This window comes from Psychrobacter sp. UBA3962 (assembly GCF_002385225.1).
In the GTDB taxonomy this organism is placed as follows: domain Bacteria; phylum Pseudomonadota; class Gammaproteobacteria; order Pseudomonadales; family Moraxellaceae; genus Psychrobacter.
In genome coordinates this window covers 283,131-308,498 of sequence record NZ_DGDC01000003.1, presented here as the reverse complement: position 1 = coordinate 308,498, position 25,368 = coordinate 283,131, and the positions used below count along the sequence as shown (strand labels likewise).

The 25,368-nt window shown below is 43.0% G+C and carries 18 protein-coding genes and 1 pseudogene; 11 read left to right on the top strand and 8 right to left on the bottom strand.

The window, feature by feature from the left end:
* Window positions 1-621, bottom strand: a pseudogene (locus tag B3S92_RS01665) (hypothetical protein); the annotation flags it as partial.
* Window positions 622-934: 313 nt separating this feature from the next.
* Here B3S92_RS01665 and B3S92_RS01660 point away from each other — a divergent pair.
* On the top strand, window positions 935-1,546 hold the full coding sequence (locus tag B3S92_RS01660) for a YceI family protein (protein WP_296202110.1): 612 nt from the start codon (window positions 935-937) through the stop codon (window positions 1,544-1,546).
* 50 nt (window positions 1,547-1,596) lie between these two features.
* Here the strand turns inward: B3S92_RS01660 and B3S92_RS01655 are convergent, their stop codons facing one another.
* Entirely contained in the window at window positions 1,597-2,136 is a 540-nt protein-coding gene (locus tag B3S92_RS01655; RefSeq protein WP_296202108.1) for a DUF924 family protein, read from the bottom strand.
* Window positions 2,137-2,392: 256 nt separating this feature from the next.
* Between B3S92_RS01655 and copM the strand changes: the two genes are divergently transcribed.
* Both copM and B3S92_RS01645 read left to right on the top strand, forming a co-directional pair.
* Window positions 2,393-3,175, top strand: coding sequence for a CopM family metallochaperone (gene copM / locus B3S92_RS01650; RefSeq protein WP_296202105.1), 783 nt, complete (start codon window positions 2,393-2,395; stop codon window positions 3,173-3,175).
* A gap of 329 nt (window positions 3,176-3,504) precedes the next feature.
* On the top strand, window positions 3,505-4,596 hold the full coding sequence (locus tag B3S92_RS01645; RefSeq protein ID WP_296202103.1) for a beta-carotene 15,15'-monooxygenase: 1,092 nt from the start codon (window positions 3,505-3,507) through the stop codon (window positions 4,594-4,596).
* 92 nt (window positions 4,597-4,688) lie between these two features.
* Here the strand turns inward: B3S92_RS01645 and B3S92_RS01640 are convergent, their stop codons facing one another.
* A complete protein-coding gene (locus B3S92_RS01640) occupies window positions 4,689-6,743 on the bottom strand; it encodes a TonB-dependent receptor domain-containing protein (RefSeq protein WP_296202101.1) in 2,055 nt (684 codons plus the stop codon).
* 497 nt (window positions 6,744-7,240) lie between these two features.
* Here B3S92_RS01640 and B3S92_RS01635 point away from each other — a divergent pair, with 497 nt between their 5' ends.
* The 6 genes from B3S92_RS01635 to B3S92_RS01610 all read left to right on the top strand — a co-directional run bounded on the left by B3S92_RS01635 (window position 7,241) and on the right by B3S92_RS01610 (window position 15,866).
* A complete protein-coding gene (locus B3S92_RS01635) occupies window positions 7,241-9,520 on the top strand; it encodes a nitric-oxide reductase large subunit (RefSeq protein WP_296202099.1) in 2,280 nt (759 codons plus the stop codon).
* Window positions 9,521-9,944: 424 nt separating this feature from the next.
* Entirely contained in the window at window positions 9,945-11,579 is a 1,635-nt protein-coding gene (locus tag B3S92_RS01630; protein ID WP_296202097.1) for an ABC transporter substrate-binding protein, read from the top strand.
* A 209-nt stretch (window positions 11,580-11,788) separates the two neighbouring features.
* Window positions 11,789-12,805 (top strand): ABC transporter permease, encoded by a 1,017-nt coding sequence (locus B3S92_RS01625; RefSeq protein ID WP_296202095.1) that lies wholly within the window; start codon window positions 11,789-11,791, stop codon window positions 12,803-12,805.
* A gap of 81 nt (window positions 12,806-12,886) precedes the next feature.
* Entirely contained in the window at window positions 12,887-13,798 is a 912-nt protein-coding gene (locus B3S92_RS01620; RefSeq protein WP_296202093.1) for an ABC transporter permease, read from the top strand.
* Window positions 13,798-14,847, top strand: a complete 1,050-nt coding sequence (locus B3S92_RS01615) for an ABC transporter ATP-binding protein (protein ID WP_296202092.1) — start codon at window positions 13,798-13,800, stop codon at window positions 14,845-14,847. The genes B3S92_RS01620 and B3S92_RS01615 overlap by 1 nt, the downstream gene beginning before the upstream one ends.
* Window positions 14,844-15,866: a peptide ABC transporter ATP-binding protein gene (locus B3S92_RS01610; RefSeq protein WP_296202089.1), complete on the top strand. Its 1,023-nt coding sequence runs from the start codon at window positions 14,844-14,846 to the stop codon at window positions 15,864-15,866. Before B3S92_RS01615 ends, B3S92_RS01610 begins: the two co-directional genes overlap by 4 nt.
* A 103-nt stretch (window positions 15,867-15,969) precedes the next feature.
* Here B3S92_RS01610 and B3S92_RS01605 read toward each other — a convergent pair whose 3' ends face one another.
* The 3 genes from B3S92_RS01605 to B3S92_RS01595 all read right to left on the bottom strand — a co-directional run bounded on the left by B3S92_RS01605 (window position 15,970) and on the right by B3S92_RS01595 (window position 20,381).
* A complete protein-coding gene (locus tag B3S92_RS01605) occupies window positions 15,970-17,409 on the bottom strand; it encodes an APC family permease (RefSeq protein WP_296202087.1) in 1,440 nt (479 codons plus the stop codon).
* 110 nt (window positions 17,410-17,519) lie between these two features.
* A complete protein-coding gene (gene gabT, locus B3S92_RS01600; RefSeq protein ID WP_296202085.1) occupies window positions 17,520-18,779 on the bottom strand; it encodes a 4-aminobutyrate--2-oxoglutarate transaminase in 1,260 nt (419 codons plus the stop codon).
* A gap of 147 nt (window positions 18,780-18,926) precedes the next feature.
* The gene (locus tag B3S92_RS01595; protein WP_296202083.1) at window positions 18,927-20,381 is read right to left on the bottom strand and encodes an NAD-dependent succinate-semialdehyde dehydrogenase; all 1,455 of its coding nucleotides are present in this window, start codon (window positions 20,379-20,381) and stop codon (window positions 18,927-18,929) included.
* A gap of 332 nt (window positions 20,382-20,713) precedes the next feature.
* Between B3S92_RS01595 and B3S92_RS01590 the strand changes: the two genes are divergently transcribed.
* Window positions 20,714-21,493, top strand: coding sequence for an IclR family transcriptional regulator (locus B3S92_RS01590; RefSeq protein WP_296202081.1), 780 nt, complete (start codon window positions 20,714-20,716; stop codon window positions 21,491-21,493).
* Between the two features lie 87 nt (window positions 21,494-21,580).
* On the opposite strand, the gene B3S92_RS01585 is transcribed toward B3S92_RS01590, so the two are convergent.
* Entirely contained in the window at window positions 21,581-22,819 is a 1,239-nt protein-coding gene (locus B3S92_RS01585) for a CaiB/BaiF CoA transferase family protein (RefSeq protein ID WP_296202080.1), read from the bottom strand.
* A gap of 167 nt (window positions 22,820-22,986) precedes the next feature.
* On the bottom strand, window positions 22,987-24,183 hold the full coding sequence (locus B3S92_RS01580) for an acyl-CoA dehydrogenase (protein ID WP_296202078.1): 1,197 nt from the start codon (window positions 24,181-24,183) through the stop codon (window positions 22,987-22,989).
* Between the two features lie 338 nt (window positions 24,184-24,521).
* Between B3S92_RS01580 and B3S92_RS01575 the strand changes: the two genes are divergently transcribed.
* The gene (locus B3S92_RS01575) at window positions 24,522-25,328 is read left to right on the top strand and encodes an IclR family transcriptional regulator (protein ID WP_296202077.1); all 807 of its coding nucleotides are present in this window, start codon (window positions 24,522-24,524) and stop codon (window positions 25,326-25,328) included.
* Window positions 25,329-25,368 lie beyond the last annotated feature (40 nt).

Genomic DNA, 25,368 nt, shown 5'->3' with positions numbered 1-25,368 from the left:
TTCTCTTGCAGCTTGTTCTCGTGCTGCTTGCTCTCGTGCTGCTTGCTCTCGTGCTGCTTGTTCTCGGGCTGCTTGTTCTCGGGCTGCTTGCTCAATCAAACGCTGATGTTCATTGTCGTCAATAATAGGTGTCTTTTTAATTTTAGTGACAACTTCTAAATCAATGTCTGGCTCAGTTTGTCTCTGTGGTTCTGGATCGGACTTATTGACCAGCGGGGTTTCTTCTACCGGCTCAGGCTCAACTCGTAGCTCAGATTTAGTTTGAGGCTCAGATACTTCAGGCTCAGTCTTATTTTGTTTGACGGGTTTAGTTTCAGGCTTCTCGGCTTCTTCTAGTTTTGAGGCAGGCTTGGTTTGTGACTGAAGCTTAGCCACCTGCTCCTGACTAACTTGTGGCGTGTTTTGTTCGGGTTGAACAGCACTAGGAGGTTCTACTGCTTCTTGCATGGACAGCATCTGAATCTCAATGGGCTTAACCTCTTCTGGCTTTTTCACTACTGGCTTTGGTCCTTGCATATTTACTAAGGCCGCTGCTATACCTACATGCATCGCTAGTACCACAATAGCGGTTGCAGTATTAACTTTGATTAGGTCTGATTTATCGCTTGTCTTTTTTATCATAAGAAGTAAAGCCAGGTTTTAGACGCCTGTTAATTAAAGTTATTTTTACTCATTTATTTTTCAGTGCATGATATATGAAATCGCTTTATATGTAAATAAGAATTATTATCATTTAGATATTTTCTCTATTTATCTCTGATTTTAATTTATACGCCAGTCATTTTTTAGTAGTCATACTTAATAAAGAGTCACAATTGATAAACTGAGGGTGCGGGCTACAAGTATAGCAACATGTTAAAATGCACTGCTTTATCCTCTGATATCCTTGTTAGATTCATTCTTTACTCGGATTACTAAATTACTGGATTTCAAAATGATTACTGCCAAAATAACTCAATCAACTAAGTCTCTAAGCAAGACTTTAAGCTGTGCTTTATTAATACTATCACCGCTTGTCTCAACCGCATCTGTGCCCCAAAAATGGCAAATCAACCCTCAAAAAACCAAAGTAAACTTTGAGGTGTCTTATCTAAAGAAATCTATGATTAAAGGCATGTTTAATAAAGTTGAGGGCACCATTAATTATGATGAAAATAAACCGCAAAATACGACTGTAAATTTTACGGTTTATACAGACAGCGTGGATACTGACCTCAAGCCGCGCGACTATTTTATTCGTCGCAAAGAGCTATTAAACACTCAACAGTACCCCACCATTAAATTTGCCTCTTCAGGTGCCAAATTAAAAAACCCAAGAGAGGGGAATATCACAGGTAAGTTTAATGCCCTAGGTCAAAGCAAACCTATGACGGTAAAAGTAGTGCTGACTGACGTTTATACCCAGTCAAAAACTCAGCCAAGTGCTTTAAAATTTAAAGCCACAGCAATGGTTAACCGTCACGACTTTGGAGTGACTGCCTTCCCAGGTATTTTTGGCACCACTATCCCTATTATTATCACCGGCGAGCTAATCCCCGCCAAATAATGTTGTCAACTTAAGCAAAAAAATCTCGTTAGATTAAAACAAGCTTAGGTTTAGAACGAAGAACCGGGTTGGGTTAAGAACTCTTTCTCTTCTTCGGTAGATGGACGACCTAAAATCTCATTACGATGAGGATAACGGCCAAAACGATCGATAATAACTTTATGACGTATTTCGAAGCCATAGACCTCTTCGTTAGTGTATTGCTTAAACAGTTTTTCTGCTTGCTCATGGATGAGCTTCGACTCACTATGCATATAAGGCATTAATAACAGTTGACGCGCCTCCACACTCTCTAGCTGTTGCAATACCCCTGCTGCTACTGCCTCTTGCGCCAATACCAAAGCCATTTTGTCTTGCGCAAAAGCCTTCGCCGTATCTCGATAGATATTCCTCGAGAACTGATCTAATACAATAATCTCTGCCAAACGGCCCTCGGGGTGCTGTCGCCAAGCAAATAACTCTGCTCTTGCTGCACGCTCTAAAGTATCCTCAAAACGCTGCGTGAGTAGCTCATCGAACGCTTTATCTTTTTGAAAGAACTTCTGTGTCCCTACTTCCTTAAAACAAAAATCTATGATGTCTTGATACATACTTCACCTTCTATAATTAATTTTTTATAGCTCAAGAACCAATAACTTGACGCCTATTTGACGACTATAAAGTCATATTATGCCTACTAATGGTAACAATAAGCCTTTATTTCTAGCAAAAATTCACTAACTGCCCTTTATTAACAACATTGTAAGGTCTTATGGATTGATATAATTACCTTACTATCCGTTTATTAATGTCCAGCTTATTAATGAATAATTATTGAAAATAAAATAAATAAACATTGGAGATATTATGATGAATAAACATATCCAAGATAACCTTACTGCCCCTATTATTACTAATAAATCATCAAAGACCAAATTACTAGGAGTGGCCGCTTTATGCTCCTCTGCTTTGGCTTTTACCGCTTGCCAGCCTGCTTCAGAGGAAGCCCCGAGTGAAGTCGATACTGAAATGACCACTAAAACTGCTGACACTCATGATACCGATATGAACCATGAAGCTCATGACATGGACTCTAATATGACGGAACATGCAGCCACTACTGAATTTGGTAAAGACTATATGGACAGTATGGATGACATGCATGAAGACATGATGGAAGGCGTGCAAGCCAACGATGCCGATGTGGCATTTGCCAAGGGTATGATAGCTCATCATGAAGGTGCAGTAGACATGGCAGAAGTTCAGCTTAAATATGGTAAAGATGAGGATATGCGTAAGCTTGCAACCGATATTATTGCCGCTCAAGAAGCTGAGATTAAACAAATGGAGAACTGGCTAGAAGCCAATCCAGATACTGACGAGCAAGACTACACCAAAGGTATGCATAAAGCTTATCTTGACAGTATGAAGTCGTTTCATGAGGACATGATGCAGGGAATTCTAAGTGAAGATGCCGATACGGCATTTGCTAAAGGCATGTTACCTCACCATCAAGGGGCTGTGGCCATGGCTGAAGTACAAATAAAGTACGGTAAAGATAAGCAAATGAGAAAACTGGCTCAGGACATCATCGATGCCCAGAAGTCTGAAATTGATTTAATGCAAAACTGGATCAACCAGCACTCTTAACTTATAACACTCTTAACCTATAAGTTAAGGGCTATGTTTTGACGGCTTAGCTAAATAAACCGGGGTCTGATTAATATCAGGCCTCTTTTTTTTTGGCTAATTATCATCGATAATTTTTCTTTTAAATTTATATCTATTTTTTAACTCCTTATCGCTCTACCTACCCCTTATTATCATAAAGCATTTAATGATGCCTCTTGTATTCTTATAACTTACTGTTAATATACCCCCCAAAAATCGTTATCAATTTACTAGAACATCAGGGCTAGTTAAATTAGCTTTACATCAACTGCTGTACAGCAGCTAGTTTTAATAGGGATATAAAAAATATGAGTAGCTCGATTTTAAAAGCCATTAGCTATGCAGGCGTGTATGTGGGCGCCGTAATTGGTGCAGGCTACGCCAGTGGACAAGAAGTATTACAGTTTTTTTCAGGCTACGGCTTGGTAGGGATTATTGGTGCTATTATTACCACCCTTATGTTTATCTGGTATGGCTCAGTATTTATGGAGCTAGGCAATAGACTACAAACCTGCAGTCATAGAGACGTACTCAATTATTTGTGTGGCAATAAATTAGGCTTTATCGGCGACTATGTGTTGCTATTTTTTATGTTCGGCTGTGTGAGTATTATGTTCTCAGGTGGCGGAGCAGCCATTAATGAATACTGGGGCCTATCCGTTATGACCGGTAAGTTAATTATTGCTGGCATGACTTTGGCGACCGTAATCTTTGGATTTTCGTCCTCGGTTCGTGCTTTGGGCATTGTCTCCCCTATTATTATCTTTAGCGTAATCGCTATTTCTTTAGTTACTTTAAGTTCAAACTTTGATCAATTATCGACAGTTGATGAAAGCCTAAAAAACCTGACTCCGACTTTGGCTACCCCTTTTTGGTGGACCTCCGCTGTTGTCTACGTGTCTTATAACGTTAGTTTGGCTACCTCAACTCTAACCGCTATGGGCGGCAAAGAGTCAAGCTTAAAGACCCTTAGAATTGCTGGGGTAATGGGCGGCTTCTTCTTAGGTCTATGCTTGTTATTTATTACTTTGGCCTTGCTATCAGATCTGACCAATGTTATTGAATATCAAATTCCTTTCCTACAAATTGCCAATAACATCAGCCCAATGGTAGGTATCTTATTTAGCATCGTATTGGTGATTGCAGTATTTACTACGGCGGTGACTAACCTGTATGGCTGTGTGATTCGTTTTTATGACTCGCAGAAGAACCCGGTGCAATTCCGTACTTTAACCATTAGTCTCGTAGTCTTGTCTTTATTGGCGTCTTTATTCCCATTTAGTACCCTAATTAACGTGCTTTATCCTGCCTTAGGCCTATTGGGTATGGTAATTATGGTATGTGCTTTATATAAAACCGTAACCGGTCAAGTCTTCTTAAAAGATGATGCTAAGCTATAATGGATAATTAAAAACAGCCAGAGCTACCAATAAAAATCCCGCTATTTTAAAGATAGCGGGATTTTTATTTGTAGATAGTGCTAATCGGTTAATTAGAACTGGTAGGTTAGAGAGGCTTTGATATTACGGCCTGGTTCAAAGTCAGTCGTTGCATCGCTGTCACTTAGACGTGAAGAATGATTGGCATAGGTTTCATCAAAAATATTATACACGCCAAGCGTGGCTTTTATATCTTGAAACTGACGAGGCGCATAACTCATATAAACATCATGGACATCATAGCTTGGCTTACTAATGCCGTTGTTATCCGTGATTGAATCCACATAGGTACTACGCCAGCCTAGACCCAGCTCGCTAGTAGGATCATAATTTAAGTTGACCATGTAACGATCACCTGAATCAGCACTGCCGCCACTAACCGAAGGAATGCTATTGCCTGTCTTATCACCCTCACTACGAGCGCGTGAGTAGCTTAGACCCATGCCAAAGTTATTGGTGGTATAGTTAGCTGCCAACTCTACCCCTTTGATTTCATAGTCTTCATCGCTGTTTATCATACCCTGGCAATCTTGCAAGTTACCTGCCGAACCGCGCGCTCCAGTGGTACAGTTTAGACCATAGCGACCAGCACTATTCCCTGTTCTAATAAACTGCTGATAGTTTTCAATATTCGACTTAAAGTATTTGGCACTTAACTGCAAAGCATCGTTGGCTGTGGTCAAATCACGTAGCGTGGTAGAAATGCCTATTTCAGAGTTATAACCTTCCTCTGGCTTTAAATCCTTATTGACATACATACCTTCACCATTGCTATTAAAAATAGCCTGTCCCAAATCAGGACCATTAAATAGCTCGGTATAACTGGCAAAAATCTGCGTACGTGGTGCAATCTCATAGCTGGCTGCTAGGGCACCTACTACATTGTTATAAGTTTTGCCATCTGATACAAATTTGGGTGACTCATAACGATCATAACGAACACCAGGTGTTAAAGTAAGTTTATCCAAGCGCCACTGGTCTTCTAAATATACTGAAGTATTTTTGGCCTCATCACTGCTTGCCTTGGCAAAGTCTCGACTCATTGCTGATTCTTTTTTGTAATGCTCCACACCAGCGATTAGCTTGTGATTACCAACACTGCTCTCAATCATACTGATATTTTCAATTTTAGCACCAGTCGTTTTTACTTCAGCATCAAACTCATAACCAGCTTCGCCATCTGAATCACGTAAAATTTGGGTCTTAGTTTGATAAGCATTGGCAGAAACATCAATCAGTGGGTTGGCAGGATTAAAACCATAATCTACATTATAAGTTTCGCGCTTAACTTGCTGCGGGATTGGGTCTTCAGGTCTTGAAGGGAAATCTGGACGAAATGGAAAAACCCCTTTCTTTTCAGTACGACTAAAGCTAGCCCCAATACGATGATCGTCAGCAATAGTAGCGCCCGCTTTTAATAAAATATTCTCTCCCTTACTGTCCTCAAATAGCTCGCGGCCCTCGCCATCTTCACCAGATTCCACATTGCGCTTACCATAATAAGCCAGCAAATCCACATTTTCAGCTGGAGCAGCAAAGACAGTCGCTGAAGTTAATACTTCATCGTTATTGCTGGCATAACCTGCATGTAGCTTGGCACCGATTTTTTGACCTGGTTTTAGTAAATCAGCGGCATCTACTGTTTTAAAGGCTACTGCACCGCCTAAGGCATCATTACCTAAGGTTATGGAGTTATTACCCACAGCTACCTCGGTTTGCTTTAACAGGTCTGGATCAATGGTCACATCACCCATGTGGTAAAACAAAGCCCCCTCTTGACGAGCCCCATCAATAGATACTTTTAGATTAGTATCATCCAGGCCACGCACGCGAATACGCTGGTTAACAGACGAGGTACCGCCGACACTCACACCAGGCACAACTTCTAAAAAGTCACTTAAATGAGAAGCCTGCTGAGCGGGTGTGTAATCTTCACTATACACTTCGTCTTGTTGTACGCTTTCACGTACTGAACTATCGGAGGTGACGGTTATCTTTTGCATGGTCATGGTGGGCATATCTGCCTCAGCACTCGCCGCTTGTACAACAAGGATAGAGGTAATAGCAAGACATAGAGGGGATAAATTATTAAGACTGGTTTTACGCATAATATTCACTCTGCTGATTTAGCAATGGGTAAGTTTCAGGTGATCAAATTTTTATCAAACAAATGTAAATGATAATAAGAATAGTTATCATTTACATTTGCTGGGGAATATTACTGGATAATTACAGAAATTACAATACCCACTTAATCAGCATATCTTTTTACCTTTTATTCACCTTAAAAAAGCAATCAAGCAACATATGAATTTAATTTCCCTCTCCGCTAAGTCTTTAAATTAATGGGATTAGCATAAAAAATACTGATAAAGAGAAAACATGTATTAACATTCATTTAAAATGGATGTTATAATTCACCCCAATCATCAGATTAAAACTATATTACTCACCCTTTGTGAATATATTTGGGACATGATTTGTCAAAAATGGGATAGGTAATTTAGTAGCTTTAAAAATGTTTAGGTATTAAGGGTTATTATTGCCCAACTTCAACCTTAAACATTCATTTTATATATATGTTTAAATTATTTAGGAGCACGTTATGGGTGAGTACAAAAAGTACTGGTGGGGGTTGATCGCCATCTTAATTATCACCTTCTCTTTCTTAGGCTGGGGCGGAGTTGAGATTTATCGAACAGCGCCCCCTATTCCTGACCAATTTGTAGACAGTAATGGTCAAGTTATTATGACCAAAGAAGATATATTAGATGGTCAATCAGCTTGGCAACGTACCGGCGGACAACAGTTAGGTTCTGTACTGGGTCATGGTGCTTATCAGGCCCCGGACTGGACCGCAGACTGGTTACATAGAGAGCTGGTAGCTTGGCTTGATATTAAATCAAACGAGCTTTACGGTGTTGACTATAAGGCTGCAAATGAAGATCAAAAAGCGGTACTAGATGCGCAGGTCAAAAAGGAATATCGTGGTAGTACAGTTAATGAAAACAACATGGTTGTATTGTCACAAACTCGTATTGAGGCAATGAATGAGATCGCGCCTTATTATATGAGTGTCTATGGGGATGACCCAGAGTTTCAGAAGACTCGTGAAAACTTTGCGATGAAAAACAATACCATTACTAGCGAAGAATCGAGACAGCGTTTAACCAACTTTTTCTTCTGGACCACTTGGGTCGCCTCAGCAGAACGCCCCGGTACCGAGGCTACCTATACCAATAACTGGCCACACGAACCTATTATCGATAATAAACCTACCACTGAGAATATCATGTGGTCAGTTGCCAGTGTGGTGTTCTTAATCGCTGGTGTGGGTCTATTAATTTGGGGTTGGGCATTCTTACGTAAAGAGGATGATCTTGAGCCTAAACTGGTTACTCCTGATGCGGACCCTCTCACTAAAATTGCTTTAACTCCCTCTCAAAAAGCGTTAGCAAAATATGGCTTCTTGGTAGTTGCTCTATTTGTTTTCCAAGTATTCATTGGGGGTTTCGTTGCGCACTATACTGTAGAAGGTCAAAACTTCTATGGCATACCCGTAGCGGACTACTTCCCTTATGCCTTAGTACGTACTTGGCACATCCAATCCGCCCTATTCTGGATCGCTACTGCCTTCTTAATGGCTGGTTTGTTCTTAACCCCAATTATTAACGGCGGTAAAGACCCTAAATTCCAAAAACTAGGCGTTGATATCCTTTGGGTTGCTTTAATCATTGTTTGTGTGGGCTCTTTTGCTAGCCAATATTTTGCCCTTGCTGAAATCATGCCAGCCAAATATAACTTCTGGTTTGGTCACCAAGGTTATGAGTTCATCGACTTAGGCCGCTTCTGGCAAATCTTAAAATGGGTAGGCATTTTAATCTGGCTCGTATTGATGTCTCGTGGCATTATGCCTGCCTTTAAAAACAAGGGAGATAACAACTTACTGGCTATCTTCTTCGCCTCTGTGGTTTGTGTCGGTTTATTCTACGGTAGTGGTTTATTCTACGGCGAACGTACTCATTTAACCATCATGGAATACTGGCGCTGGTGGGTAGTTCACTTATGGGTTGAAGGCTTCTTCGAGGTATTTGCTACGGTATCATTGGCCTTTATTTTCTATAATTTAGGCTTAGTAAACAAAAAAATTGCTACTGCTTCTTCTATTGCTTCCGCAGCTTTATTCTTATTAGGCGGTGTACCTGGTACGTTCCACCATTTATATTTCTCAGGTACCACCACGCCAGTTATGGCCATTGGGGCTTCATTCAGTGCTTTAGAAGTGGTTCCTTTAATCGTACTTGGCTATGAAGGTTATGATCACTGGTCAATGCAGCACAAGTCTCCTTGGATGCAGAAACTTAAGTGGCCAATCATGTGTTTCGTTGCCGTGGCTTTCTGGAATATGTTAGGGGCTGGTGTATTTGGATTTATGATTAACCCTCCTGTATCTTTATTCTATTTACAAGGGCTAAATACCACAGCCGTTCACTCACACGCAGCTTTATTTGGGGTTTATGGCTTCTTAGCGCTAGGCTTTGTATTACTGGTGATGCGCTACATTCGCCCTGATTACGTGTTCAGTGATAAGCTTATGAAAACAGGTTTCTGGATGCTAAACCTAGGCTTGGTATTAATGATTGCCACCAGTTTATTGCCAATCGGTATTTTCCAAGCTCACGCTTCAATCACTGAGGGCCTATGGTATGCGCGCAGTGAAGGCTTCTTACAACAAGACTTCCTAGTGACGCTAAGATGGATTCGTACCTTCGGCGACGTGGTATTTATCATTGGTGCTGTCTGTGTGGCTTGGCAGGTTGTGAAGTTAACTTTCGCCAAACCATCAGACGCAAACTATCAACCTGATAGTCCAATCAATAAATAAACATCTTTAATAGTGGTCATTCGATAAAAAAAGTCCTGTCAATTGACAGGGCTTTTGTCATTTTAGTCCTCTTATAATGTCGATACAAACTTTTGATAGCTATCTTTCAACCCTATAAATCTAGGTCAATGCCAAGATATTTTTAGCTTTTTTATAAAATTTACTGACTAGATACCTTGCGTAACACAGCATTTACATAGTATATTCTAAAGCATCGATGATAAGTAATTGGGTAATCCCCAATTATTAGTTATAAATAAGGTCGGTTTTAGGCCTTTTACTTTCAATTATTAATCATATTTTTTCTACTTGCCTGTTCGAAAAGGATTTGATCGGCTCTACAAATGCTTCCTGTATGGTGGTGCTTGATTGACTGGATTGAATACCCGAAAAATCAGGTCAACTAGTGACAAAGGACGTCTATATGAAGCACCCTATTTTTAAACTTAGTTTATTAGCTGCGGCTACTTTTGGTATTACTGCTTGTGGCGGTGGTGGCGACAAAGCTGCTTCAACCGATGCTGGTGCAGCAGGCGCCAAAACTTTAATCTACTGCTCAGAAGGCAGTCCAGCAGGTTTTGACCCAGCCCAGTACACTGCAGGTACTGACTTCGATGCCAGTGCTTATCCTATCTATAACGGCTTAGTAGAATTCAAACGCGGCGAGACTGAAATTCAGCCTGCCCTTGCCGAAAAATGGGACATCAGCGAAGACGGTAAGACCTACACCCTTCATCTGCGTAAAGGCGTCAAATTTGGTAAAACAGACTTCTTTACCCCTACCCGTGACTTTAATGCCGACGATGTGGTATTTACCCTTAAGCGTCTAACCGATCCTAATTTTGAATTCAATAAGGCTTACCCTGCTGAGTTCCCGTATTCAGTAGACATGGGTCTACCTGATAATATTGCCAATATTGAAAAAATTGACGACTATACGGTAAAAATCACTTTAAACGAAGTTAACGCTCCTTTCTTACAAAACCTTGCCATGCCATTTGCCTACATCGACTCAGCAGAATACGCTCAGTCACTCATGGATTCAGGTAAAGCGGCAGACCTAAACACCAAGCCAGTAGGTACCGGTCCATTCGTCTTCAATTCTTATCAAAAAGACTCACAAATCCGTTATACCAAAAACCCAGACTACTGGAACAAAGATGACATACATATTGATAACTTAGTATTTGTTATCACAAAAGATTCAGCAGTTCGTGCCCAGAAAGTGCAAGCGGGTGAGTGCCATGTATCAGCCTATGCCAACCCTTCTGAAGTTGAATCAGCCAAAGCTTCTGGCAAAGCCAATGTGCTAGAAGACGCCGGCTTCAACGTGGGTTACATTGCTTATAACACTGAACGCCCTGAGCTAAAAGACGTGAAAGTGCGAGCCGCTTTAGACATGGCCATTAACAAAGATGCTTTAATTGATGCGGTTTATCAAGGTGCTGGGGTGAGAACAGCCAACCCAATGCCACCCTCACAATGGGGCTTCAATGATTCACTAAAAGATGCGCCTTATGATACCGAAAAAGCCAAGGCTTTATTACAAGAAGCTGGTGTAGATGGATTCGAGATTGACTTATGGTATATGCCGGTACAGCGTCCTTATAACCCTAACGCTAAGCTGATGGCAGAGATGCTTCAAGCAGATTGGTCTAAGATTGGGGTAAAAGCCAACCTAAAAACCTTTGAATGGGGCGAATATCTAAAACGTGCCAACAAGGGTGAGCACGACATTATCCTAGCCGGTTGGACGGGTGATAATGGTGATCCAGACAACTGGTTAGGCGTATTGCTGTCTTGTGATGCGGTTAATGGTAATAACTATGCTCGCTGGTGTAATAAAGACTTTGATAAATTGATCATGGATGCTCGCTCTAATACCGACCAGCAGCAGCGCATCGCCAACTATGAACAGGCGCAACAAATCTTCAAGCAAGATCTGCCTTGGACCACAGTGGCCAACTCGGTTGTGACTGTATTAACCACGCCTAATGTTAAAGATTACAAAATCAGTCCTCTAGGCTCTATTCGCTTTGACGGTGTAGATATCGAATAACTCTTTACTAGACTACCAGTAAAGAACCTAACTCTATAATTTAGGTAATGTGGCTGGTTCAGATAGCTTTCTGTTCCAGCCTTTTTGATTTTGAGGACAGCCCAATCTAAAAACTAATAGGGAATATTCTATTCGATATTATCCCTGCTGCCCTCGGCTTTCACCCTAGTGTTATAGCAAACTCTTTCTTATAAAAATCGAGCGCGCCCATGCTATTGTATATTATCCGCCGAATTCTCATTCTGATTCCTGTCTATATTGGTTTGACCTTATCCACCTTTACCCTCATCCGACTGGTCCCAGGGGATGCTGTAGAGATCATGATGGGTGAGCGTGTGGTCGATCCTGCCATGCACGCACAGGCATTGGCCCGTCTGGGTTTAGACAAGCCTCTACCTGTCCAGTATTGGGACTACATTACTGGCATTTTGCAGGGCGACTTTGGGGCATCTTTTAGAACCCGAACCCCGGTGTTACAAGACTTTTTTGCTCACTTTGTGCCTACCTTGGAGTTGGCAATCTGTGCCATCACTATTGCCAGTATCGTAGGCGTAAGTCTAGGTATCGTAGCGGCATTGCGCCGAGGCAGCTGGGTCGACTACACCTTAATGTCAGGAGCACTAGCGGGCTACTCCATGCCTATTTATTTACTAGGACCTATCTTAACCGGTATTTTTGCTCACTATTTAGGGCTACTTCCTGTCTCTGGTGTGATTTCTGTTGCCCAGTTTTTGGATGTAAAACCTCTCTATGGCTCTTGGCTGCTAGGTTCGTTAACTTCTGGAGTGCCAGGCGCATTTTGGAACGTGGTTAAGCATTTCATTCTACCTTCTATCGCTCTATCTACCATTCCTTTGGCCATGATTGCCCGTATGACCCGTTCTGCAATGCTTGAAGTGCTAGACGAAGACTATGTACGTACCGCTCGTGCTAAAGGCTTATCGCCCAAACGCGTCATTCTAATACACGTTATGCGTAACGCACTAATTACTGTGGTTACCGTGGTTGGACTGCAAATGGCAACTTTACTAGCGGGCGCTATTATCACCGAAACTATTTTTAGCTGGCCTGGTGTCGGCAACTGGCTTCTCGATGGGTTCTTCACGCGAGACTACCCTATTGTTCAAAATGGCATTTTATTGGTCGCGACGGCTCTGATATTGGTCAGCTTATTGGTCGATATCTTATACGGGCTAATCAACCCCCGTATCCGACACACCTCATAGGGGTCAGTTTATGAGCTTATGCATCCTATATAACCAAAAATTTTCATTATTAAATAGCCTTAGAGAAATAGGAAGATCCAAATGAAGACCAACGTACTTCCCGAAGATATCGAGCTTGCCGCAGCACCACCATCATCGATGCGACTCTTTGTCTCAACTTTTTGTCGCAATCGAGGAGCAGTTCTTGGACTATTGATATTAGTACTGATGGTGATAGTCGCCCTACTTGCACCCAGCATTGCTCCGCATGACCCGTATGAACTATTCACTGGCAAAGAGCAACTGCCTCCTTCATTTTTAAGTGGAGGCGATGCCAGATTCTTTTTGGGTACTGATGATGCAGGACGCGATACCTTATCTCGCGTCATGTATGGGGCCCGTTACTCATTATTTATTGGTCTTAGCGCCACCACTTTGGCAATGATTGCCGGTGTTAGCTTGGGCCTTAGTGCTGCATTTTGGCCCAAAGTTTGGGGCAAGGCAGTGATGTTGGTCAATGATATCCTAATGTCCTACCCAAGCTTGCTATTGGCGATTATCATTGCGGCTATCTTAGGGCCCAATATGACCAACACCATTATTACCATTGCCCTAGTCTGTACCCCACCCTTTATTCGATTAACCCGAGCCACGGCGATGGTTGAGTTACAGCGAGAGTACTACGTCGCCTCAAAAGTTATGGGGGCAAGTGTGCTTAGGCTATTATTTATCACCATTTTACCCAACTGTATGGCACCACTTATTGTCCAAGCCACTATGATTTTTTCATCGGCCATTTTAGAAGCCGGTGCTATTGGCTTCTTAGGCTTTGGCGTACAGCCACCGGATGCTGAATGGGGGGCTATGCTAGGTACCGCTCGCCAATACATCCAAAGTAATGTTTGGTTAGCTATTTGGCCAGGTCTAGCTATCTTCTTAGCTGCATTATCTATCAACCTAACAGGCGATGGGCTACGTGACGCTCTTGATCCTAAATTAAAGCAGGTGAGCTAATGAACCCCTTAAATGTACATTCTAATGAATCTTCTCTACTGCTAGACATCGAAAATCTTTCAGTCACCTTTGGTAAAGGCACTCGCGCTTTCCGCGCAGTCGATGATGTGTCTTTGCAACTGAAACAAGGTGAAGTATTAGCGGTCGTTGGTGAGTCAGGTTCTGGTAAATCAGTGACCATGATGGCGCTAATGGGTCTATTACCCTCTACAGCCACAGTCGGTGCTAATAAAATGCAGTTTGATGGTAAGGACATGATGACCTTATCGCCAAAAGAGCGGCGTAAGATTATTGGTAAAGACATCTCTATGATCTTTCAAAATGCGATGTCTTGCTTAAATCCAAGCTTTACTGTTGAGTACCAATTGGCAGAAGTATTAAAGACCCATTTAGGTCTTAAAGGCGATGCCGCCCGCCAGCGTATTTTAGAGCTCCTAGAATTGGTAGAAATCCCGGATGCCAAAAACCGTCTTAAGGTCTATCCTCATCAGCTCTCAGGGGGAATGAGTCAACGGGTTATGATTGCTATGGCACTGGCTTGTGAGCCCAAGCTATTAATCGCGGATGAACCGACTACTGCGCTGGATGTGACCGTGCAAGCACAGATTATGGACTTACTGGCTCGCCTGCAGCATGAAAAAAAAATGGCCATGGTACTCATCACCCATGATTTAGGGTTGGTTGCTCAAAATGCGCGTGATGTCACGGTAATGTATGCCGGTCAAATGGTAGAAACCAACACCGTACCAGAAATATTTGAACAGCCCTCGCACCCTTATACTGAAGCTTTACTGCAAGCAATCCCGGAATTGGCTATTGGTCAAAAGCGTTTGAACAGCTTACCTGGTGTGGTCCCGAGTCAATACGATCGACCGAAAGGCTGTTTACTATCCCCACGCTGTCCTTATAAGCAGCCTGAATGTGAGACGCCGCCACCTATACTGCCCACACCCAATGGCAAAGTGCGCTGCATTAAGACCGACTTTCCAGCGCGTACTTCAACCCTTAAGCCACACTCTGAAACTGAATTCATGGGGAGTTCTTTATGATTACCAACTTAGCTTCTAATGCCAGTATTCAGGACGCTCAGATGCCAGAGAACGCCAAAATAGTCTTAAAAGCGGACAACCTACACAAGCACTATCCGGTGTCTCAAGGTATTGGTAAACCCAAAGCCCAAGTTAAGGCATTAAATGGTATTTCATTTGAGCTGCGCGCTGGTAAAACATTGGCTGTGGTTGGTGAATCTGCCTGTGGTAAATCCACACTAGCCCGACAATTAACGCTAATCGAACAGCCTACGGATGGTGAGCTGTATATCAATGGTGAGGGTACGACCCGCTATAGTCGACGTGAGCTAAAACAACTGCGTACCGAAATTCAAATGGTTTTTCAAAATCCTTATGGCAGTCTTAACCCCCGTCACACCATCGGCTATCAGCTGACAGAGCCGCTAGATATTCACACTAAGCTGTCTTCTAGCGACAAAAAAGAGCGGGTGCATGAAATGATGCGCTTGGTGGGCCTACGTCCTGAACACTCAGGTCGTTATCCGCACATGTTCTCTGGCGGTCAGCGTCAACGTATTGCGCTGGCTCGGGCGATGATGCTCAATCCAAAAATCGTTGTGGCCGATGAACCCACCTCAGCCTTAGATGTATCGATTCAAGCTCAGGTATTAAACTTATTCATGGATCTGCAAGATGAGTATCAAACCGCCTATGTATTTATCTCGCACGACTTATCTGTAGTGCGTCACGTAGCGGATGACTTGATGGTGATGTATCTCGGCAAAGTGGTCGAGCATGGTCCTAAAGAAGCCATTTATAATGATCCGCAGCATCCGTATACCATTGCTCTGTTGTCCGCTGCGCCAAGCATTGGTGAAGCCAAAAAAGAGCTGAAATTGCATGGCGAGTTACCTAGCCCCCTCAATCTACCTTCAGGCTGTGCACTACATAAACGCTGCCCTTATGCGACAACCGAATGCAGTCAAGCGGAGCCTGAACTGCGAGAATGGAAAGGTCGTCTCGTATCTTGTATTCGCTTAGAAGAGATTTATGCTTAGGCTAACTAGTCTTTGGCTATAAATACATATGAAAAAGCTCTGCCAATTGGCAGAGCTTTTTCATTGGATTTTATTAAATCATTTATTGGGTTAGGAAAATCACTTAAAGTAGCTTATTGTCTTTTAACCACTGCACATTCATCTCTTTTACAGCGACAATCTCAGCATCCATATAGGCTTTACTCTTGCCAGGATTTTTTGAAATAGAGTAGACATATAACAGGATACCAAACAAGGTCCAACCTAAGAAAATAACCCATTCAATTCCAGTAAGCGCCGAAGGCATCCCCGGTAAATATAGCAACAACAAGCCAGAGCTTAAAATAATGGTTACCACCCCTATTAATTTACCCGCAGGCACTCTAAATGGTCTGACCATATCGGGCTCACGATAACGCAATACCAAAAAGGAGATCGCGACACAGGTATAAGCAATAACAATCCCAAAGCCACCGGCATCAACAATCCACACTAACATTTGGCGACCAAATAATGGGGCAAAAGTAGCCAAACCACCAATTAGTAAAATAGCATTAACTGGGGTGTTATATTTAGGATGAAGCTTAGCTAAGAAGCTAGGTAACATGTGCGACTTGGCCATCGCAAACATCAAACGGCTACCGCCTACCAAGAAGGCATTCCAGCTCGACAAAATACCCAGCACACCGCCCATAACCAATAATATACCGGCCCATTTTCCGCCCCAAGCATTGGTCATGGCATCGGCTGTGGCAAGCGTTGAGTTTTGAGCTTCAATCAAAGGCAAGGTTTTACCCACACTCCAAGCCACGCCTGCATACCAAGCGACAGCCACTACCAAAGACAACAATAAAAATATGCCAATTTTTGGTCGCGTTAAATCGATCTCTTCTGCGGCTTGTGGAATAACGTCAAATCCAACGAACATAAACGGTACCATTACAATGACCGCCATCATGCCACCGATACCACCAATAAAAGCCGGTGCTTGAACCGCATCAGAGTTGGCAGGGTTATATAAAATGGCCCCTATCATTAATAAAGTACCTACGATTAAAATACCGCCAACCGCTAGTTTCTGGAACCAGGCACTAACTTCCATACCTCGAATGTTCAACCAAGTGACCACAATCGAGCCAATCATCCCCACACCTGCCCAAGAGGCATAGACATCCCAGCCAGCCATATTCCAGAGCAACCCTTGGTTGAAGTTTGGAATCAGATATTCAATAACGGTCGGTAGTGCAACTGCCTCAAAGGCCACGACCGATAAATAGCCAAATAAGATACTCCATGAGCAAATAAAGGAGACATGCACCCCAAGTGCCCTATGGGTATAAGTGTGCTCCCCACCGGTTATGGGCATAGAAGCTGCCAGCTCCGCATAAGCAAAGCCAATAAAGATAACCGCTAGACCCCCAATTAAAAAGGCCAGTACTGCGCCCCAAATGCCAGCTGAAATAACCCAGCCCCCTGCTAGCACTACCCAGCCCCAACCTACCATGGCACCGAATGCCAGTGCAATGATATCTATCATGCCTAATGATTTTTTTAATCCAGACATATCAACTCCCTGATTTTATCTGATGATTTAAACCCCATCTAATAATGTCACCCACTTTCCTATGAATAACATTATTAGATCCAGTGACTTCTTGCTGATAATCTTTAGCGCTACAAAGATGCCCCGATGATGTCTAGACCTTCTTGTAGCACTTCATCAGAAACAGTCAATGGCACCATAATACGGATGGCGTTACCGTGTCGGCCACAGGAAGCCAGCAGCAAGCCTTTATCAAAAGCATCGGCACGTAGCTTGGCGGTTGCTTCTGCATCTGGATTACCCTCTGCATCTACTAGATCAAAAGCTAGCATCGCGCCTTTGTAGCGGATATTACCAATCTTGTCGCTATTTAAGCCTTTTAAGAAGTCAGCAATGGTTTGGCCAATAACTTTACTGCGCTCAAGCAGACCCTCCTCTTCGATAACTTCAATCACAGCAAGGGCAGCCACACAGCCCAGTGGGTTCCCTGAATATGTACCGCCCAGTCCGCCTGTCTGAGGGGCATCCATTACTTCAGCACGCCCGATAACTGCTGAGAGAGGATAACCCCCCGCCAAACTCTTGGCACTGGTCATTAAATCTGGCTCAACCCCCAATTGCTCAGTGGCAAATAAAGTACCGGTACGACCAAAGCAGGTTTGTACTTCATCAAAGATTAGTATGATGCCATGCTCATCACAGATCTCACGCAGTTTTTTGGCAAACGTGGGTGTCACTTGATGGAAACCACCCTCACCCTGCACTGGCTCAACAATCATGGCTGCTACGTCACTGGGGTGAATTGATGACTGAAAAATCATCTCAATACTTTCTAGTGCCTGCTCTTCAGTTACCCCAAGCTCTGGGGCTGGGAACATGGCGTGATAGATAGAGGCTGGCATAGGACCAAAGTTGTTTTTATAAGGAATAACTTTACCCGTTAGTCCCATACACATATGGGTACGACCATGCCAACCACCGGCGAATGAGATAACGCCATGACGACCCGTGTAAGCGCGGGCAATCTTCATGGTGTTTTCAACCGCTTCAGCGCCGGTAGTAAAAAACACAGCTTTTTTATCGCCACTAATCGGGGCCAGCTCGCACAGCTTCTCGGCAAGGCTTATATAACTTTCATAGTTAACAATTTGAGCCGCAGTATGGGTAAATTTATCTAGCTGATCACGTACACGGGCTGTAATTTTTGGGTGGTTATGACCCGTATTCAATACTGAGATACCACCGACAAAATCAATATAACGGTTGCCTTCTACATCCCAAAGCTCTGAATTCAACGCTTTTTCGGCAAAGACTGGAAAGGCCACACCAAGACCTTTTGGTAATACAGCCAGACGGCGCTCTAATAATGATTGATTGGTTTGTTTGCTCATATCTACATCCTTTGTATTGAGGCAATTACATTGCTATGAAATGTCGTTGGTTAGCCCAACTATGATTTAATTTGGCTGGCTAACACTGATATTAACCAGACTTTTATTGTTCACTGAATAGTAACTAATTGGCTATGCAACCGATTGCTAGCCTAACTCTTGGGCCCAGTACTTAATAGTGACGTACTCATCAATACCGTATTTAGACCCTTCACGGCCAAAGCCTGATTGCTTGACCCCACCAAACGGTGCCACTTCAGTCGATAAAATACCGATATTCTGACCCACCATGCCGTAATCTAGGCCTTCACAGACACGCCATGAACGCGCTAAGTCATTGCTATAAAAATAAGCAGCCAAGCCATAAATGGTATCGTTGGCATGTTTAATGACTTCTGCTTCATCGCTGAAGGTAAAAATAGTAGTAATTGGGCCAAATATCTCTTCGTGAGCAATGTCCATGTCGGCAGTGATATCACTAATAACTGTAGGATTCATGGTTAATGGGGAAACATCATTCACATCTCCCCCAGCCAATAATTTGGCCCCTTTATCTAACGCATCTTTTAATAAAGCGGTGACTTTCTCTAGGGCGCCTTGGTTGATTAAAGGACCGATATCTACGCCCTCTTTTAGACCATCTCCAACTGATAACTCAGCCACTTTTTTCAAGAATATTTTTAAGAACTCATCTTTAATAGTGTCTTGAACATAGATACGGTTGGCACAAACACAAGTTTGGCCGGCGTTACGGTATTTGGCTGCAATTAAACCATCAGCTGCTTTTTCTAAATCAGCGTCATCAAACACAATAAATGGAGCGTTGCCACCTAGCTCTAAAGATAGTTTTTTGATAGTCGGTGCGCACTGTGCCATCAAGGTACGACCCACCTCTGTAGACCCTGTAAACGACAGCTTATGAACCCGTTTATCAGAGGTCAGTACGCCGCCCACCACAGAAGACTTACCAGTGACAATTTGTAGTACGCCTTTGGGAATACCCGCTTGAATCGCAAGCTCACCTAAGGCCAATGCAGAAAAAGGCGTTTCAGTAGCAGGCTTAACAATCATGGTACAGCCAGCCGCTAAAGCAGGGGCGGCTTTTCGGGTAATCATAGCTGAGGGGAAGTTCCAAGGCGTAATCGCCGCACAGACACCGACGGGTTGCTTTAGAACCGTGATTCGTTGAGTTAACTTGGTAGAAGGGATAACATCGCCATAAACACGCTTGCCTTCTTCGGCAAACCAGCGAATAAAGCTGTTGGCATAAGTGATTTCACCACGGGATTCTTTAAGAGGCTTGCCTTGCTCAGCCGTCATTAATACCGCCAAATCCTCATGGTTTTCATCAATCAGATCGGCCCATTTATGTAATAATACAGCACGCTCAGCGGCAGTTTTGGCAGCCCAGCTTATTTGTGCTTGCTCAGAATAAGCAACCGCTTTTTCAATTTGAGACTGGCTTAAACTAGGAATACTGCCTAGCAATTCACCATTGAAGGGGTTGGTGACCTCAATTGTTGAGCCATCTTCGGCATCTACCCAGCCCTCACCAACTAAGCACTGAGTTTTTAATAGATCAGAGTTTTGCAAAGTAACCATGTAAACCATCCTTGTTGTATAGTGCAGTTCTTTACTGCCTCTATCAGTGAATACTTGATGTCGCAATCTTCATAACTGCATCATCGAGGTATTTAAATTACCTATCCTTGTAATTCAGTATAATGAATTTGCATTTCATATACGAGATAACTTATTATAAGTTTACTTTGAGCATAATTGCAATACTCCAGTTACAGATTTCAAATCTTTCTAATTTGCAAGCTAACTTAAATAAAGTTAAACCATAGAGTCATGCGATAGGCTATTATGTTCAAACTATATTAAATGGACTTAACTTAATCATTATTTGAGTGCTTTAAAGGATGACCGACTTGAAATCTAGCGACCAGAAATCCACTGTTAGCGTGCCTGCTATAGACAGAATGTGTTTAATTCTCGACCTAATTACCGATACCAACTACCCTTTAACCTCTGCAGAAATCGCCGAACAATTACAGCTCCCTCGTAGTAGTACTCACAATATATTGCAGAGCCTACTGTCTAAGCATTTGGTGTTTAAAGACCGTGACAATCGCTTTCACCTTGGCTCATACCTACTTTACTGGGCAGGAAAGTATGAAAAGCAGCACAGTATTATTGATGTATTTCACGACTTAATTGTCAATCACCCCCTCTTATTGCAGCACACCGTCACCTTATCTAAGATTGATGGCAAAGAGGTCGTTTTCTTAGCCTGTCATGAGTCTCCTGCTCCCCTTGGTTTTACTTTCCGCTCTGGGGTGCGTATACCTGCACCATTTGCAGCCACAGGTAAGGCCATGCTTGCAACTTATGATGATGAAACACTGACTCAATTATTTGGACAAAACATGCCTGAAGCCTATACCTCGCGCAGTGTACAAACGCTTGAGAAGCTAATTGATGAGTTGAATGAAATCCGTAAAACGGGTATCTCATTAGATGATGGGCAATTAAGAGAGGGAATGTACTGTTTAGGAACTTGTGTGGTCGATAGTGACGGCAACCCATTGGCTGGCATGGCCATCAGCTTCGTAAAAGAGGAATTTGAGCTGCATCGTGAAGCGGTGAGTCAAGCCTTATTATCACTGGCTAAAGATATCTCTTTAAGACTGGGCATAAGTGTAAGGTAGAATCACAAAACACAGCCAACAAGAAAACGCTTGTTGGCTATGTTGTTTGTTGATAGTTCAGTTTAGACCATCCATACAGCTACTCACTCAAACAATCTGCTTATCTCGCAACTGCTGTATCTGCTCACCGCTAAGTCCCATGCTCTGTAACACTGCTTCGGTATCTGCACCGAGGGCTGGCGGAGCACTGTGATAGCTAACCGGTGTGCCAGATAGCTTGATCGGGCTGCCTAAAGCACGCACTGGACTGCCTTCAAAACTGACAATCATATCGCGAGCCTGTACTTGTGGCATTGCCAGCGCTTCCGTGACATTATGAATAGGACCACAAGGCACGCCAGCTTGCTGCAGCAACTGTAGCCACTGCTCGCGAGTTTTAGTTTTAAAAACCCCAGTGAGTACTTGCTGTAAGCTGTCGCGGTTTTCCACTCGTGCAGGATTGGTACTATATCGGCTGTCTTCATGCAGCGGTACACCAATGACCGCACAGACTTTGGCAAATTGGACATCATTGCCACAGGCCAGAATAAAATGACTGTCATCGGCAGTGGCATATACTTGATAAGGCGTGATATTGGGGTGCGCATTACCCAATCTTGGGGGTGTTTTGCCTGACGCCAGCTGATTCATACCAATATTGGCAAGCATGGCAATGGCACTATCGAGTAAAGCCACGTCCACATGCTGTCCCTCTCCCGTATTGGCGCGTGCCAAAAGTGCGGCTTGAATGCCAACAGTCAGCTGCAAACCGGCGAACAAATCTACCACAGCCACACCTACTTTATGCGGCTCACCATCACTAGGGCCAGTAATACTCATCAGACCTGATAAGCCTTGAATAATATAATCATAACCCGGCTTATGCGCTTCAGGACCAGTCTGTCCAAAACCTGTTAATGAGGCATAAATCAGCCTTTTATTGACTGATTTTAAGGACTCATAATCTAGCCCGTATTTTTTTAAGCCCCCAACTTTGAAATTTTCTACCAACACATCACTGTCTGCTGCCAATTTCTTAATCAGTTGCTGACCTTCAGGCGTGGTGATATCTACGGTAATAGACTTCTTGTTACGATTGACAGTGGCAAAATAAGCGGCTGTCTGCTCCCCCGTGTTGTCATCGATAAAACTTGGCGGATTCCAGTGCCGAGTTTCATCACCGACCACAGGACGCTCTACCTTTATTACCTCAGCACCTAAGTCTGCAAGAATCTGGGTGCTAGAAGGCCCTGCCAATACCCGCGATAAATCCAAAACCTTAATCCCACTTAAGGCTTGCGAATTTTGCCCTGTGCTCTCTGGCTCAGTTGATTGACTGTTTAACATATCATCCCTCATGTCTGTTTTGGCGATAAAAAAACCGCCATAAGTTAGGATTGGCCAGCTGATGACAGCCGAAACAAAACCTCTCTTATGGCGGCTGTTGCCTTCCATCTATATGGCTATAAAAGCTATTTAGGCCAATAAAAACTATTTAGCCAAATAAAAGCTATCTAGCCAAAGGCCTGAATACCCGTTTGAGCACGGCCTAAGATAAGCGCATGAACATCATGTGTGCCTTCATAAGTATTCACTGCTTCTAAGTTCATCACATGACGAATTACGTGGAACTCATCACTGATACCATTACCACCGTGCATATCACGTGCCACACGAGCAATGTTCAACGCCTTACCACAGTTGTTACGCTTAATTAGGGAGATCATCTCAGGCGCAGCATTGTGTTCGTCCATCAAACGGCCGACACGTAGTGCTGCCTGCAATCCTAGCGCAATCTCAGTTTGCATATCAGCAAGCTTTAGCTGTACTAACTGAGTGGCAGCCAATGGACGGTTAAACTGTTTGCGATCTAAGGTATATTGACGGGCCGCTTTCCAACAAAACTCTGCTGCGCCCATAGAGCCCCAAGCAATGCCATAACGCGCTTTATTTAAGCAGCCAAACGGTCCTTTTAGACCACGGATATCTGGGAAAGCATTTTCTTCAGGAACAAACACATCATCCATTACGATTTCACCGGTGATAGAAGCTCGCAGTGAAAACTTGCCTTCAATCTTCGGTGCCGATAAGCCTTTCATACCTTTTTCTAATACAAAGCCGCGGATATCACCTTCATCGTCTTTGGCCCACACCACAAACACATCAGCAATTGGACTGTTGGTAATCCACATTTTGCTGCCTTTAAGCTGATAGCCACCATCTACCTTTTTGGCACGGGTTTTCATTGAGCCTGGATCTGAGCCAGCGTCTGGTTCAGTTAGTCCGAAACAGCCCACGTATTCGCCTGAGGCAAGCTTAGGTAAATACTTCTCTTTTTGTGCTTCTGTACCATAAGCCCAGATTGGGTGCATCACTAGGCTTGATTGCACACTCATGGCAGAGCGGTAGCCTGAATCGACTGCTTCTACTTCCTTGGCAATCACCCCATAGGCCACGCTTGATAAACCGGCACACCCATAACCCTCAATGGTTACACCCAGTAGACCCAGCTCACCCATTTGACGCATGATATTGCGATCAAAATTCTCATGACGGTTGGCTTGTAAAATCCCTGGCATAAGCTCGCTTTGACAAAAATCATGCGCCGATCTTTGCACCATTTGCTCTTCTTCGGTTAATTGGTCATGTAATAAAAAAGGGTCTGACCATTCAAAAGAAGGTCTGTGAGTGGCGTGGGCATTGTTTGACATAACGAACTCCTTGTTTTTATAAACTGTCATTTGTACAACTTGGCTTGATGAGACTGCGAATCAAAAGCGCTAGCTATTTTTAATAAGTCTACTTCAAATAAATCTAGTTTTAATAAATCTAGATTAGTTCAAATAAAACTGCTAAACTTAATCCTGTTTCGCATAGTGAAACTTTGTTTCATTTATTGAATTAATTAAAACAGAATTAATTATTGAAGTAAAGATATTTTTGTTTTTTACGAATATAAGAACTAAGAGCTTAAAAAGATAAGAGCTTAAATAGTCGAAAAAACCTATTCTTTATCTCTATAAAAAACAATACAATGGATATAAGGCTGATGAAAAATACATTAATTTCAGAAATAAAAGATCATTTAGACACAGCCAAACAGGAGGATGACAAAGCCTTTATTACCGCTTTAGGACGAGGGCTGCTGTTGCTAAGTGCCTTTGAAGATGAGCAAGAACTGACCCATCAGATGTTGTGTGACAAGACCGCTCTGCCTAAAGCCACTGTCAGCCGCCTATTGCATACTTTGCAACAGTTAAACTTTATCAAGCGTAATAAGAATGACAGCTATAAGCTCGGCAAAAATCTACTCAAACTAAGCAGTAGTGTCTGGCAAGGACAAGATATCGTTGAAGAGGCGCTACCGTTACTGCGAGAGTTTGCACTCACCCATCAGGTATCGGTCAATATTGCTACCGAAGATGAGGGCGAAATGCGCTATGTGGCTTGTTATCGCAGTCCGGCACGATTAGCGGTAAATTTATCAGTGGGCTCGACGGTGCCACTTGAGAGGACGGCTTTGGGTAGAGCTTATTATGCTGCAATTACCCCATCTATGCAGCAGCAAGTTATAAACAGCTTACCTTACACTGATGACTCTCAGCAAAAGATCGAAGCCATAGATAAGCTTAATATAGCAGCTGACTTTTATCATCAACATAGTTATAGTTTATCCGATGGGGAATATTCACCCGATATTTTGGCAGTGGCAATTCCGCTATATGACAGTATTAAAGGTAAATACACTCACTCCTTGAATGCCAGTGTGCCGCGAGCGTTGTGGGAAGCCGACAGTTATATAAGCTATATTGTGCCGCACCTGCAGGCTTTGGCCAGACAGATTGAAGAGCTATAGAAACAATAAAAGTAAAAACAATAAAAAAAGACGTACCTAA